Raw genomic sequence first — 14,509 nt, 5'->3', positions numbered from 1 at the left:
CATAAGTGTTGGTGTCTAGCCTTCAGGCGATTCCCGGTCGCTGCGACGCAGCGACGTTGGTCGCCTGAAGGCTAGGCACCAACGTTTGCTGAATCCCGTTTTCCGTGTTCCCGTGCCATCCGGGTCACTCCGCTTTTTATTCCACGCATAGCCGACGCCATGACAGACAGCCCCAGCGAGACCGGTGCCGAATCGTCACGCCCGACCAAACACTTTATCGAGCAAGCGATCGACGCGGACTTGGCCGCCGGAAAGGCGAAGGGCGTGTTCACCCGGTTCCCCCCTGAACCGAACGGTTACCTGCACATCGGCCACGCCAAAAGCATCTGCCTGAACTTCGGGCTGGCCAACACCTACGGCGGAACCTGCAACCTGCGTTTCGACGACACCAACCCGTCGAAAGAGGAAACCGAATACGTCGAATCGATCATGGACGACGTCCGCTGGCTGGGGTTCCAGTGGGACTCGCTGCATTACGCCAGCGACTATTTCGGGCAACTGTACCAGTGGGCTGAAAAACTGATCCAAGACGGACACGCCTATGTCTGTGACTTGAATGCCGAACAAACCCGTGAGTACCGCGGCACACTGACCGAACCGGGAAAGAACAGCCCCTACCGCGATCGCAGCGCCGCCGAGAACTTGGAATTGTTCCGCAAGATGAAGGCGGGCGAGTTCCCCGACGGAAGCCGCACCCTGCGGGCCAAAATCGACATGGCGTCGCCGAATCTGAATCTGCGAGATCCGGTGATGTATCGCATCATGCACGCCCACCATCATCGCACCGGAGACGAGTGGTGCATCTACCCGATGTATGACTGGGCGCATGGACAAAGCGATTCGATCGAGGGGATCACGTTCTCCATCTGTACGCTGGAGTTCGAAAACCATCGACCGCTTTACAACTGGTATTGCGAATCGTTGGGCATCCATCACCCGCGGCAAATCGAATTCGCCCGTTTGAACATGACGTACACCGTGATGAGCAAGCGCAAACTGTTGCAACTGGTCAAGGAAAACCATGTCAGCGGCTGGGATGACCCCCGCATGCCGACGATCAGCGGGTTGCGGCGACGCGGCTACACCCCCCAGTCGATCCGCAACTTCGCGACCGACGTCGGCGTGGCGAAATTCAACAGCACGATCGATGTCGTGCGTTTGGAAAACGCCGTGCGGGAACACCTCAACCGTATCGCGCCGCGCCGCATGGTGGTGTTTGACCCGATCAAGTTGACGATCACCAATTGGCCCGACGGCAAGGTCGAAATGGTCGATGCGATCAACAACCCCGAGGATGAATCCGCCGGCACCCGATCGATTCCGTTCAGCGGAACCCTGTACATCGGGGCGGATGATTTTCGCGAAGAGGCACCGCGGAAGTTCTTCCGGCTCAAAAAGGGTGGCGCCGTCCGGCTCCGCAGCGGCTACATCATCGATTGTCACGACGTCGTCAAAGATGATGACGGCAACATCGTGGAAATCTTATGCACGTACGACCCCGAGACGAAATCCGGCCAAGACGATTCGGGGCGCAAGGTCAAAGGCACGATTCACTGGGTCAGCGCCGAACAAGCGATCCCCATCGAGGTCCGCAACTATGACCGTTTGTTCGCCGTCGAAAACCCCAACCAAACCGACGAAGGCCAGACGTTCTTGGATCACCTGAACCCCGATTCGCTGTCGGTGACCGAAGCCTATGCCGAACCCGAACTGGCGGCCGCACGTCCGGAGGATCGGTTCCAGTTCGAACGACTGGGGTATTACGTCGTCGATCCCGACTCGACCGACGAAAAACTCGTTTTTAATCGAATTGTCCCGCTGAGAGACAGCTGGGGTAATATGGTTGCAAAGGGAAAGACGAACTAGCATTCCGTCTCGCTTGACGAATTCGGGTGAACGGTAGTGGACGACGCGAGGAGTCCTTGCGGTTCGCAATCCGAAAGGACTCGTCGCCTCGTCCACTACCCGAAAACCAAGCTGCGATGGAATTCACGCAGCGAACCGTCGCCGAGGCTGTGTGATGAATCGAATCAACCGTCAGCGACGAAGCAGCCGCACACGACCGCTGACGTTCCAGGCGGTTGAACCACGTCGCGTCATGGCCGCCTCGGCGATGGAGATCTATGCCCTGTCGGTCGTCAATCAAGTGCGCGCCGACCCACCGGCGTTCGGCACCGCGTTGCAGGGGATGATCGACCAAACCGTTGATTCCGCTCACGGATACGCAGCCAGCGATCCCGTTTGGACCGACCTTCGCGACGCGATCAGTGTTTCGCTGACGCCTTCCAACGTCGCCGCGGCGATCGATCTGCTGCAATCGACCGATCCGCTTCCTCCGTTGACCTGGGAAGACTCACTGCAGGCCAAGTCGGCCGTTCACAACGACTGGATGCAAAACCATTGCTTCACCCATAGCACGCCGGCTGGTGCGTCGGCGTTGCCATGTTTTGCCGCGTTGCCGGGGCTGACCTACAACCCACAGGGCGCCGCGGCGAATCCGGATATCATCAGTGCCGAAACCATGGGGCCATGGAGCAGCGGCAGCTACAGCGAAAACATCGGCTACCAGTCCGGCCCCAGCATGCCCCGCACACGCGCGGCACATGCCGTCGGCAGCGTCGGTCATCGTCAGCGTCAAGCGTATTACGACATCGTCAACTTCGTGTTGGAGTTCAATTCATCCAGTCTGGGCCATTTAGAGGCACTGTTGCAGGACCGCCGCGACGCGATCGGAATCGATTACGCATTGCTGGACGGGTTTAGCAACACCTCGTCGGCGACGAACTTTTTGGCCACCCACACGCTCTCGCGGAACAAAGATTTTGGCGGCTACTTGACCGGATTGGCGTACACTGATTCAAACCAAAACGGCCTGTACGACGTCGGCGAACACACCGGCGGCTGCGTGACCGTGCTGGACATCGCCGCGGGAACATCGACCGAACACTGTGTCGCGGCGGGAGACTATGGGCGGCTGTCCGTGTTTCTTCCCGCGGGGCAGTATCAGGTCACCGGCGGCGCGACAACCATCGCAGTCGACATCGGTTATGTGTCGGAAAATCAGAACGTCGACGTCACCGCCGCGCTCAATGACACCACCGTGATCGACCAACCGCTGGATCTGACCGGATACCAGGCGTTGTTCAGCTCCTCGGTGGTCGGGACGCATCAATTGTCCGGGAACGATCCGTACCATGTCCTCATGTTTGACGCGGACCGCGACGCGACGCTCAGCGTGCAGCCCTCTTCGGCCGGTGCAACGCCGACGTCCCAACAGGTCTTTGTCGTCGACGAATCGTTGATTGACATCTCCACGACCGACGCCGCGGGCGTCACCGCTGATGTTGTCGCGGGCGGGCGATACGCGATCGTTTTCTTGGGAAGCGACCAGATCAGGTCGTTCGACGTGTCGGTCTCACCGGGCGATGGCGTACGACTGGGCATGACGAATTTGATCGATTTCGCGGACGTCAATGGCGACGGCGACGTGAGTCCACTGGACGCGCTCAACGTCATCAACGAACTGGCGCGACGGCAGGGCCCCTCGCCATCCGACGCATCCTTTTTCTACGACGTCAATCAAGACGACGACGTGACACCGCGAGACGCACTCAATGTCATCAACGAAATTGCTCGACGCTCCGCACCCGGAGAGCCAGAATCACCGCTGTCGCTCCAATCGCCGCTCCTGACGCTGTCTCGGTGGCGACCGAGCACCAACGATGGGACCGACGAAGTGATGAACCAAATTGGTCTCCTGTTTTGACGCACCGCTCCTTGGTGAAAGTGTAAACCGCGATGTGGGATGACTTGAACGATCGCCTTGACGATTTGCGGCGTCGCGGGAGGATGCGTCGCTTGCATCCGCGGCGCATCGAGGGCGTTGATCTGATCGACCAATCCGGCCGGCGATTGATCAATTTCGGATCCAACGATTACCTGGGGCTGGCGTCGTTTTTGGCGTCCAAGACGATGCGCGTTGATTCGGTCGGGGCGCGGGCGAGCGGATTGGTTTGCGGCTGGACCGATCGGCACCAGTTGCTGGCGGAAAAAATCGCCGAGTTTGAAAGGACCGAAGCGGCGGTCGTTTTTCCTTCCGGTTTTGCCGCCTGTTCGGGGACCGTTTCGGCCCTTTGCCGCCAAGGCGACTTGATCCTGAGCGACGAACTGAACCATGCCTCACTGATCGATGGCTGCCGACTCTCCAAAGCCGACCGCATGGTTTACCCCCACCGTGATGTCGACTCGGTCGCCCGGTTATTGTCACAGCACCGCAAGCAGCACCGGCGTGTTTGGATTGTGACCGATTCGGTGTTCAGCATGGACGGCCATGTCGCGCCGTTGCGTGAACTGTGTGTCGTTGCATCCGATCACGACGCAACGCTGATCGTCGATGAGGCTCACGGGACCGGAATCCTGGGGGACCGCTTTTCGGGAGCCTGCGAATCATTGGGCGTGAAGGATCAAGTCCCGATCCGAATCGGAACACTCAGCAAAGCGCTCGGCGGCCAGGGCGGTTTCGTCGCTTGTCCCCGTGTGGTCGCCGAGTTCTTGGTCAACCACAGCCGTCCGTTGATCTACAGCACCGCGCTGTCAATGTCGGCGGTCGAGTCGGCGATCGTCGCGTTGGAACATCCCGGCGAAATACGGCGACGACGAGATTTGGTCTGCGCGATGTCGCGACAACTGCGATCGCAATTAGGGCTCGCGTGCCCGGCTAGCGAATCCGGCATCCCGATCATCCCGATCCCGATCGGCTCCGACGCCGATGCGGTCGCGGCATCGCAACGGTTGTATGAATCGGGCATGTTCGTACCGGCAATCCGGCCGCCAACGGTCCCCGAAGGCCAGGCGCGCCTACGGATTTCACTCTCAGCGGACCACAACACCGAAATGTTGGGGCGATTGATCGAGGGTTTGCCGTCTTTCTGATTGACGGACACTTTTCACAGTTTTGCTTGACTCTCTCGTGGAGTGACCAACCCTTCACCAGAACGACCCGGTGTTCTCGTCACGATCAAAGGCGAGCTTACCGAGCGTTGATCGATCGATGATTCCGTGTCATCACGGGTCTTTCGAGCGAGGCGTGCGGCCGCAAAACGGCGCTCGCGAAAAGGCAAGCCGGCCGCGAGGCCGTGCACGCAAAGTGACGGGTCTCTTGCGAGACGGCCGCACTACCGAACGAAACAACCCCACGTCTTCGCCCGCGACTGCCCCGTTGCAGGCATGCCGGAGTCAATTGATGACTGCTACGAAACCGACCCCCGGTACCGCCGTTTGTGTCGGATCCCGATCGACGCCGTCGAACCGCACGATTCTCGTCGCCGACGACAGCCGGACCGTCTTGCGGCTGGTCGAACGCACGCTCTGTGAAGCCGGTTATCAAGTCGCCTTGGCCGCCGATGGACGTCAAGCAGTCAACGTGGCGATGGAAGCCAAGCCGGACTTGATCATCTTGGACATCAACATGCCGGTCCTGGACGGCTATGGCGTCTGCCATGAACTGCTGGCCGACAAGGCATGGGACGGGGCGACCCCGGTGATCTTCTTGACCAGCGCCAACGCGCCCCACTTGGAAACACTCGGCAATCAGCTCGGGGCGTTTCTGTCCAAGCCGACCGAACCCGAGCGGTTACTGGCGACCGTCGAATCCTTGCTTGCCCGCATCGCCTGACGGCAACAGGAAACGTTACCGAACCAATGCTTCTCCCTGTCCCGAATCCACTGCCCTGATGTGTTTGCGATGAGCACCGGCCCTGAACTATCGACCGACGACGATCTCGAGCTGAGCCTGGAAACCCTGGACCAATGGGAAACCGAACTCGATCAGTTCGCCGCCGGCATCATGAAACGGCTGTCCGAAGCCAGTGGCAAGACGATCGACGTCAGCGGACTGATCCCCCAGAACCAGGCCGGTGAGCAGAACCAGGCCGGTGAGCAGAACCGGGCCGGTGAGCAGGAAGTCCCCCTGCAAGCGGACGAGAACAGCGAGGCTTTGCGTTTGCTGAAGTCCTTGCGTGAAATGACCCAGTAACCCGATCCTTTTTTCAGCCCCCAGTAGTTCCGATGGAAAGCGTGATTTCCAATCAATCGCGAATCGCCAACCTGAGCGACAAGCATTGCATCTTCCGATGCGGTGACGTGATGTTCTCGCTGCCGGCGACCGCCGTCCGCGAGGTGACCATCATGCCGACCGTGGTTCCGGTGCCGCTGAGCCACCCGTCGCTGGCGGGAATCGGAAACCTGCGCAGCGAGTTTTTGCCCGTCATCGATCTGGAACCGCTGATCGGAAACCAAGCCCGATCGGCTGCCGACACCAAGCAATTGTTGGTGATCCAGTGCCCGCTCGGATCGTGGGCCATCGCCATCGACAAGGTGATCGCGATCGACGGCATCGAAACACATATCGACGCCGGCTGGCGCAATGAAAACGCCATGTCGGTCTTGATGGGCACCGCAACCTATGACGGCAAAGTCATCAGCGTCTTGGACGTCAACGGGCTGCAACGAATCGCACAACAGACGCTTGAGGACCAATGGCATGGGTCCGTGCAGGCGTTTCCCTCCACCGTCCCCACCACATCGTCCGCTTCCAAGTGGAACGCCGTATGAAAACCAACACCACCTTTTTGACAAGTCACTCCCTGGTCGCGGTTGTCGCAACGGCTGCCGCGATGGCCGGTTCATCACTTTCGACACACTACCAGTGGGCGATCGTCATGGTCGCCGCGTTGGCAGCCGCCGGTGCCGCTTCGCTATTGCTCGGACACAAGGTCGGCAAGGGCATCGGGCAGCTGAAGAAGATGCTGGTCGAGCGACAACAAACCATCGTCTCCAGCGGAATTCGCGAGATCGATGAACTCGGATCCACCGTCATGCAAACCTCGTTGCGGTACGACGAAATCGAAGTCGCCAGCCGACAAAACGCCCGCGAGCTGCAGTCCATGTTGTCCCGCCTGTCGCGACGCGACGGATACGACTCGGCCGACATGGGTGAGTTCAAGACCGTCCTCGGCGGCGTCGGCCGATCGCTCAGCGAACTGATGGGCCAGATCGAAAAAGACGTTGTGGAAATCAGCCGTTGCAATGCCGACATCAACAGCGCCAAGCAATCCGAGGCGACCTACCGAACGACCGCGCTGCTGCAAAACCTGACCAACGGCGTCGAACGCGTCGCCGACCGATGTGCCCAGTTGCAACAACAAATCGGTTCGGCCGAAAAAGCCGTCGCCAAAGCCATCGAAAAGACCAACGTGCTGACCGAGGGTGTGCACCGCATCCGCAGCTGCAGCGAAACGAGCAAGAAAAAACTTCGCTCGCTCGGCGACCCGACACGCCAGATCGGCAATATCGTCGGCACCATCACCGACATCGCCGCCCGCACGGAGATGTTGGCCCTGAACGCTTCGATCGAATCGATCCGTGCCGGAGAGCACGGACGCGGTTTCGCCGTGGTGGCCGACGAAGTCCGAAAGCTGGCCGAACAAACCTCGCACTCGGCTCGCGAAATCGGCGTGCTGGCCGAATCGTTGGAAATGCAGACCACCGATTCGCTGGCCGTGCTCAGCCGAGAACAAAACGAAGTCGAATCCGACATCGCCGTGGTCGAAGCCATTCGGGAAACGCTCAACGAGCTGTCTCAGGTCACCGCGGCCGGGATGTTCGTCGTGTCGGATCTGTCACAACAGGGCGACCAACAACAAAACCTGGTGCAAGGGCTGGCCGGTGGCATCGACTCGATCGCCTCGGCCCATCAAGCCGATCGGAAACGGGCCGACCACGCCTCGTGGGCGATCAAGTCGCTCGCGAAAACCGCCATCGATCTCGATTCCAACATCCATCGGCTACGCGGCTGCACCAATCCCAATCTGGACGTCACCCCGGCCGAACGACGACAGTTGTTGGAACTGGCCAACCAAACACGGGCCGACGCGACGCCCGATGCGGCCGGTCGCCAGGAACCCGCGGGTCGACATCAAGCCGGACGACATGAAAACACCCGCGTCACGGAGGAGGCCAAATGAGCACCGAAGAGACCTCCTCGGGCGCATTCACCGACCACGTTTTCTCTCAGGAAACCGGATCAGGCGATGCACCGAAACCAGACAACTCCGGCCGCATGGCGGACTTTTCCACCGCGGTCGACTTGCTTCACGAGCTGACCCATGCCGGTCTGGAAGACATCGACGTGTGCTTGCAAGACACCGTCGAAAAACTTGGCCAGCTGGCCGACAATGTCGAACACTCACTCTCGGGCTTCAATGACGATGATCCCGACGTCCTGGAGTTGGTCGATTTCGTCGTCCAAAGCAGCCACTCCGTCCGTTCGGTCGCGCTCGGAGATCAATCCGGCGATCTGGATCGCGAGCAACTGGAACTGCTGAAAGAGGCGGTCGAGCTGCGACTGGAATCCTGCGACACCAGCGGCGGCTTCGAAGGAAGCGATTTTGAAGACGGCGATTTTGAAGACGGTGAAGACGCGCGATCCGAATCCGGTGGTGATTGGGACGGCGGCGACGCAGATCCCACCCCGGAACCCGATGTCGTCGCGCCGACTCAAGCCGAAATCGCCGAACTGCTGCGCAGCCTGAGCGCCCAAACCTCTGGGATCGTGCCCGATGACGCCGCCGCCGAAACGGCTGCCGCGAACGATCTGGACGTCCCGGCCCCATCGGCCGAATCACTCCCGGACCGGTCTCCAAACACCGATCTCAACGACGACGCCGATCCCACCGATGCGATCAAAGTCGGCGGCAGCGCCATCGCGATGCCCGCAGTCGACGAGATCGAAATCGACGACGAACTGCGCGAAGCCTTCATGGACGATGCGACACGCGGGCTTGAGTCGATGGAGCAGGCGCTGTTGGATCTGGAATCCGATCCGAGCGACGAAGGCCCGATCAAAACGATCAGCCGCGAGCTACACACCATCAAGGGCGCGTCGGCCAGTATCGGCATGTCCAATCTGGCCGACTACATCCATGAAGTCGAGGAACTGATTCGCCAAACGCAAGACGCCGGTCGGCCGGTCACGCCGGAATTGTTGTTGCCCCACGTCGATCTGATTCGCGCACGCGTCGATGGCGATGACGCCGAAGAGACGACGACGCAACCCCTCGCCGCCGCTTCTGCTCCGCCGTCAAACGCCGCATCGGCTCACAGCGCTCCGGCACCCCACTCTCCCGCTCCAAACTCTCCGGCACCCGGATCGTCGGCGGCCAGCGCTCAACCGGCCCCGACCGCGCGAGCGGCCAAAAAGACCACGCTTTCGGACAGCCACGGCGACGACGAAACCGTCCGCGTCAAAGCGTCCCAGCTGAATCGGCTGATGGACATGCTGAGCGAACTGGTGATGCTGCGAAACCAGCGTGACACGGAGATCTCGGAACTCAAGGGCATTCACGACGAACTGATCCACAGCGTCACCCGGATCCGCATGCTCAGCCACGAAGGTGAGGCGTTGTTGGCCGGTGACTGCTTGGCCAACCCGGTCCTGGCCGAAGACGGCGTTTCGTTTTCGCACCTGAACGAAGTCGCCAACGACGTGCTGGAATCCGCCCAGCGGTTGCGCGACTGCTATCGCCCTGTCGCTGACGGCAACCAGGCGGTGTCGCAATTCATTCGCAACTTTCGTCTGGAGTTGGTGCAGTTGCGACGGATGCCGGTTTCCGGATTGTTCCGTCGGCTTCACCGTGCGATCAGCGACGCGGCGCGCACCGAACAGAAGCAGGTGCGTGTGGAGTTGGTCGGTGAAAACACCGGCATCGAACGTTCACTGCAGGAGAGGATCTTTGAGCCGTTGTTGCACATCGTCCGCAACTCGGTCAGCCACGGCATCGAAACGTCGCAAGAACGCGTGTCGGCCGGCAAGACACCCCAGGGCGTGGTCCGGCTTCACGCCCACTCGGGTCCCGACCTGTTGGTGATCGAAGTCAGTGACGACGGTCGCGGGCTGGACTTTGATGCGATCCGCCGACGCGGCATCGAGCGTGGCCTGATCGATGGCGACAAGTCGGTCAGCCATGCCGAGCTGTCACGTCTGATCTTCAACCCCGGTTTTTCGACACGCGAAGCCGCCAACCAACTCTCCGGACGCGGCGTCGGGATGGACGTCGTCGCATCGACGCTGGAAAGGATGCGGGGATGGGTCGAAGTCGACTCGCAGCACGGAACCGGTTCGACGATCCGATTGTCGCTGCCGCTGCCGTCGATGATTCAACACGCGATGGTGTTCCGATCGGCGGGACAGCTGTTCGCCTTGCCGGCCCAGTCGGTCCGCCGCACCGGCGAGTTTGACCCCGAGTATTCGCCGATCGATTTGAATGAAATCCTGTCGCTGTCGGGCAACGATCGCCTTGCCCAGGGCGACCACTCGCGCCGTGCGATCATTGAACTCGCCAGCGGAGCGGCTTCGGTCGAGGGCGAAACGGGAGGCGACTTCGCGCTGCTGGTCGACCGAGTCCTGGGACCGGAAGAGGTCGTCGTCCGGCCGATGCCTCCGATGCTCAAATCACATCCGCTGTGCATCGGTGCGACGCTTTCGGGAATGGGAGAAGTCGTCCTGCTGCTGGACCCGCGTGGATTGGCCGAGGCTTCCAAAGGTGGTCGCCAAGTTGTTCTGCCGGTGCCTTCGGAAAAGCGCCCCGCCGACAAAGATTTACCCAAAATCTTGGTGGTCGATGATTCAAAAAGTGCAAGGCTTCGAGTGACACGTGCACTGGCCAAGTACCCGGTCAACGTCATCCAGGTCGACGACGGCCAGGCGGCGATCGAGATGCTGTCCAAAGACAACTTTGTCACCGTGTTCAGCGACATCGACATGCCGCGGATGAGCGGGCTGGAATTGCTGCAAACGATCAAGGGCGATCCGAAATTGGCGTCGACCCCCGTGATCGTGATCAGCAGCCGCAGCCTTGAGACTGCGGGCAAGCAGGCCCGCCAGTTCGGCGCAATGGAGTACATCCAAAAACCACTCACGCCCGAACGATTCGACGATGTCGTCGCATCACTCGATTGGGCAACCCCATCCCCAGACCACCATTGAGCTCTTCCGACCGCGGCGCGTTGCCCGAACCGAAGACCCTATTCAACACTCGTTCTTTTTCCGTCACAGAGGAATCAGTTTCATGGCCGAAAAAAAAGTCCTGGTCATTGATGACAGTGCCACCATTCGCAAGTTGGTCGATACACACCTGAGTCCGGCCGGCTATGCGGTCACGCTGGCGCCGACGGCCGAAGACGGTTTGCAATTGGCCGAAGAAATCCGGCCGGATCTGATTCTGCTGGACCACCAACTGCCGGGAACCACCGGCTTTGAAGTCTGCCAACAACTGGCCGCGTCATCGACGCTCAAATCGATCCCCGTCGTGGTCAGCTCGACGCTTCGAAAGAAGGCCTATGTGGAGTACGCCGATCTGGACAACGTGGTCGACATGTTGCCCAAGCCCTACACCGAAAACCTGTTGCGGACCACGGTCGAAAACGCGATCGAAACCGCCGCGATGATTGTCGAATCCCAGACCAAGGGGTCCGCCGTCCCGGAGATCATCGGCGAGACCTCCGAGCCCGATCTGGCCGGCCGATTCTCGGTGTTCGGGATTCGCGAAGTCGTCGACTTTCTCAACAACGGCCATAAACAAGGCGTGCTGGAAGTCGAAGCCGAACGCCTGCGATTGTGGATCTATCTGGATCGTGGACGCGTCCAGGGAATCAGCGCCACCGGGCTGCAACCCGACGAGACCCAGATGGTCGTCGAACGGCTGCCCGATTCGTTGCAAAGCCTTGCCGAAGTCTTGCGATTGACCATCGCCGGACGTGGCACGGCCGAATTCGACGGCTTCGTGCAATTGATGGACAAACGCGTCCTGGACCCCCGTTTGACGGCAAAGCTGTTGCGTTTCCAAGCCGCGATGCTGATCGGGCTGGCCATGAAACGGCCGTTGAAAGGCTACCAGTTCCGTGCGACGTCCAACTTCCCCTCGCTGCAACGCGATCTGCCGCTGGAAGTCAGCTTGATGGGATTGCTGGTCGAACACGCCCTGCACTGCGATCTGTCCGAGATCCAGGCCGACGATTCGGCGCTGCGTTATGTCCGCCGCGCCATCCGCGGACAAAACTTGGACCGCGCCGGTTTGTCGGCCAAGCACATGAAGGTCATGAATCTGTTGAGCGAACCACGTTCGGTCGATGAGCTGCAGAAACGACTCGGATGGGACCGCGATGAAGTGCGACGCGTCCTGTCCGGCTTCGTCGCCGCAGACATCCTGGAGTCGCGTCGCGATGAAAGCGAAGGCAAATACATCGCTTATGAAACCAACGCCGTTGCCGCCGCACAGCTCCGCGGCGGACTGAAACAAGCGTCCGGCAAATTCGTCGGCAAGATCGTCCGCGACACCTTGACGTTGCAGTTGCTGGTCAAGCGAACCAAACCCGATGCGGTCTTCTTCGGGATCGACACGCCACAAGGTTGCGACGCCATTCGCGAAGCGTACACGTCGGCCCGCGAGGCATTCGGAGACGCCCGAAAAATCGTGCTGGCCCCGGCCAAGGTCGTCGACGACCCCAACGTCCCCTGGAAAAAGCTGCTGGGATTCACCCCCGATCGGCTGCTCCATTCTCCTTACACGTGCGACACCCTGATTCAAACGATGAACGAACTGGATTCCATTGCGGTCGTCGACTCGCCCAACGAGGACGCCCCGCAAGATGCCTCGCCGACCGCCTCCGCCCCCGCCGTGGTCGCGACCGATTTAGAGACCCCTGTCGCGGAGACCCTGTCATGATTCGATCGACGCAAGCCACCCTGGCGGGATTCAAGATCCGCCTGACACGACAGAGCGCCTCGCCGATCGACCATGCGTTGGAAGAGGGCCGAAGCGTCTTTATCGGACAAAGCTCGTCCTGTGGGATCCAAATCAAAGGCGACAAGGTTGCCGAAATCCACTGCCTGGTCGACGTCAATGACGACGTCGTCTCCATCCAAGATTGGGCGTCCGACGCCGGAACCAAGATCAACGGTGTGGCGATCGACGACAAGACCGAGATTCAGGTCGGGGATTCAATCGTCATCGGATCCGTCACCTTGGAATTGGTCGGTGGACCCAGCGGCCAAAAGGATGCCCAACGCAAAGCCCTTGAACTGGCTGCGAAAACCGCCGAGGCCGAACGAGAAGAATCGGTGGGTATGGAAACCTTGGGATACGATGATCCTCTCCCAGTCAGCCCGCCGACAGCGGCCCCGACTCCGCTCGCCCCGCAAACCGGCGGGCGACTCAGCGACGCGTTCGTCGAACCGACCGCCGCACCCTGCGATGGCGATTCCGGCGAGGCAGTGACCGAGGCGTCTGGAGCGGCCGCGACGGAGCACGTCACGTCAAAGTCGGACGCGGTAAAGACGGACGCACCAAAGCCGGAAGCACCGAAGCCGGACGCGCCCGCGCCGGACGCGCTGACCGTCGATGAAACCGAGGTCGTGTCGAAAATCAACGACGCCGCCGCGGAATCCGAGGATGCGTCGCTGGACGACGATTTCGCGCCGAACCACTTCACCGCCGATGATCTCGACTGGGATCCTTCCGCGTTTGAAGACGATGAAGTGGACGCCGAGATCGTCCAGTTGCTGAAATCCGAAATCGAAGACCTGCGCATTCAGCTGGCTGAACGCGACGAGCAATTGGCCGCGTTGGAAGGACTGGGCAACGACGCCGATCCCTCCGCCGTGTCGTCTAAACCTCGTTCGACCGACGATGATTTCGGCGGCAACGAATTGGTCGGCCGCGTCGACGACCTGCTCGCCGAATTGGCCGAGCACGACGAACGCGTCTCCACGCTACAGGAGCTGTTGCAGACCGCCGAAATCCAAAACCAGGCCGAACGCGAAGAACGCAGCTGTCTGGAAAACTGGGTCGGCGAAATCGAACAGCGGATCGGCGAACGTGAATCCGAATGGCAAGCCGAGCAGGATGCGCTTCGTGATCGTTTGGAGGCGGCCAACCAGGAACGCGACGAGATTCAACAGCAGTTGCACGTCGCCGCCAAACGCTATGGGCAAGCCTCGGTCGGCGAGATCGTCCCGGATGAAACGCTGAAAAAACTGCAGAAACAGAACGCCGAACTGCAAACCGCACTCGAAGAATCACAGAAACAGTGCGTCAGTTTGAATCGCCAGATCGAACGGCTGCAAACCGAAGAACCGGAATCGCTCCAGGAACTGCGTGCCGAATTGGCCCAGGAGAAAGCGTCGGTCTCGCGGATGCGATTCCAGCTTTCCAAACAGCTCCAGGAAATCGACTCCGACGCCGCCGCTCCGAATCATCCGGACGGTGAATTCACCTACAAGCTGCAAGCACTGCGACAGCATCTTCGTGAAATCCACGAAGAAGAAAAGATCGAGCGAGAACAGAAGGGAGAATCACTGTTGGGGAGAATCTCCAATCTCTGGAAACGCGTCGATGACGAGTATTGATCCGCTCCTGCAGACTTTGTCGTAGCAATCCCAAACCCTGAATCG

At 60.3% G+C, this 14,509-nt stretch carries 10 protein-coding genes and 1 riboswitch; all 10 genes read left to right on the top strand.

The window, feature by feature from the left end; translation table 11 throughout:
* The first annotated feature begins 159 nt into the window (after positions 1–159).
* Positions 160–1,866: a glutamine--tRNA ligase/YqeY domain fusion protein gene (locus Mal15_RS01770; protein WP_147866175.1), complete on the top strand. Its 1,707-nt coding sequence runs from the start codon at positions 160–162 to the stop codon at positions 1,864–1,866.
* A 154-nt stretch (positions 1,867–2,020) separates the two neighbouring features.
* On the top strand, positions 2,021–3,766 hold the full coding sequence (locus Mal15_RS01765) for a dockerin type I domain-containing protein (protein WP_147866174.1): 1,746 nt from the start codon (positions 2,021–2,023) through the stop codon (positions 3,764–3,766).
* A 44-nt stretch (positions 3,767–3,810) separates the two neighbouring features.
* Complete coding sequence (locus Mal15_RS01760; RefSeq protein WP_233903230.1) at positions 3,811–4,932, top strand: aminotransferase class I/II-fold pyridoxal phosphate-dependent enzyme; 1,122 nt, start codon at positions 3,811–3,813, stop codon at positions 4,930–4,932.
* 173 nt (positions 4,933–5,105) lie between these two features.
* Positions 5,106–5,182, top strand: a riboswitch (cyclic di-GMP riboswitch).
* 60 nt (positions 5,183–5,242) lie between these two features.
* Positions 5,243–5,674, top strand: coding sequence for a response regulator transcription factor (locus Mal15_RS01755; protein WP_147866172.1), 432 nt, complete (start codon positions 5,243–5,245; stop codon positions 5,672–5,674).
* A gap of 69 nt (positions 5,675–5,743) precedes the next feature.
* Positions 5,744–6,034 carry a hypothetical protein gene (locus tag Mal15_RS01750; RefSeq protein ID WP_147866171.1) on the top strand — a complete coding sequence of 97 codons (291 nt, stop codon included), beginning with the start codon at positions 5,744–5,746 and terminating at the stop codon, positions 6,032–6,034.
* 32 nt (positions 6,035–6,066) lie between these two features.
* A complete protein-coding gene (locus Mal15_RS01745) occupies positions 6,067–6,612 on the top strand; it encodes a chemotaxis protein CheW (protein ID WP_147866170.1) in 546 nt (181 codons plus the stop codon).
* Positions 6,609–8,024 (top strand): methyl-accepting chemotaxis protein, encoded by a 1,416-nt coding sequence (locus tag Mal15_RS01740; protein ID WP_199773797.1) that lies wholly within the window; start codon positions 6,609–6,611, stop codon positions 8,022–8,024. The genes Mal15_RS01745 and Mal15_RS01740 overlap by 4 nt, the downstream gene beginning before the upstream one ends.
* Positions 8,021–11,044, top strand: a complete 3,024-nt coding sequence (locus Mal15_RS01735; RefSeq protein WP_147866168.1) for a hybrid sensor histidine kinase/response regulator — start codon at positions 8,021–8,023, stop codon at positions 11,042–11,044. Before Mal15_RS01740 ends, Mal15_RS01735 begins: the two co-directional genes overlap by 4 nt.
* Positions 11,045–11,126: 82 nt before the next feature.
* Positions 11,127–12,782, top strand: coding sequence for a response regulator (locus Mal15_RS01730; RefSeq protein WP_167546581.1), 1,656 nt, complete (start codon positions 11,127–11,129; stop codon positions 12,780–12,782).
* A complete protein-coding gene (locus Mal15_RS01725; RefSeq protein WP_147866166.1) occupies positions 12,779–14,464 on the top strand; it encodes an FHA domain-containing protein in 1,686 nt (561 codons plus the stop codon). The genes Mal15_RS01730 and Mal15_RS01725 overlap by 4 nt, the downstream gene beginning before the upstream one ends.
* The last annotated feature ends 45 nt before the right edge of the window (positions 14,465–14,509 follow it).

Source organism: Stieleria maiorica (assembly GCF_008035925.1).
GTDB classification, from domain to species: Bacteria; Planctomycetota; Planctomycetia; order Pirellulales; family Pirellulaceae; genus Stieleria; species Stieleria maiorica.
The sequence above is the reverse complement of the archived record's forward strand: the minus strand, read 5'-3'. Positions and strand labels throughout refer to the sequence as shown.

What these genes read in the sequence shown, in the direction of transcription:
- Mal15_RS01770 (WP_147866175.1), top strand. Translation starts at nt 160, where the DNA reads ATGACAGACAGCCCCAGCGAGACCGGTGCCGAATCGTCACGCCCGACC.
- Mal15_RS01765 (WP_147866174.1), top strand. Translation starts at nt 2,021, where the DNA reads ATGAATCGAATCAACCGTCAGCGACGAAGCAGCCGCACACGACCGCTG.
- Mal15_RS01755 (WP_147866172.1), top strand. Translation starts at nt 5,243, where the DNA reads ATGACTGCTACGAAACCGACCCCCGGTACCGCCGTTTGTGTCGGATCC.
- Mal15_RS01750 (WP_147866171.1), top strand. Translation starts at nt 5,744, where the DNA reads ATGAGCACCGGCCCTGAACTATCGACCGACGACGATCTCGAGCTGAGC.
- Mal15_RS01745 (WP_147866170.1), top strand. Translation starts at nt 6,067, where the DNA reads ATGGAAAGCGTGATTTCCAATCAATCGCGAATCGCCAACCTGAGCGAC.
- Mal15_RS01740 (WP_199773797.1), top strand. Translation starts at nt 6,609, where the DNA reads ATGAAAACCAACACCACCTTTTTGACAAGTCACTCCCTGGTCGCGGTT.
- Mal15_RS01735 (WP_147866168.1), top strand. Translation starts at nt 8,021, where the DNA reads ATGAGCACCGAAGAGACCTCCTCGGGCGCATTCACCGACCACGTTTTC.
- Mal15_RS01730 (WP_167546581.1), top strand. Translation starts at nt 11,127, where the DNA reads ATGGCCGAAAAAAAAGTCCTGGTCATTGATGACAGTGCCACCATTCGC.
- Mal15_RS01725 (WP_147866166.1), top strand. Translation starts at nt 12,779, where the DNA reads ATGATTCGATCGACGCAAGCCACCCTGGCGGGATTCAAGATCCGCCTG.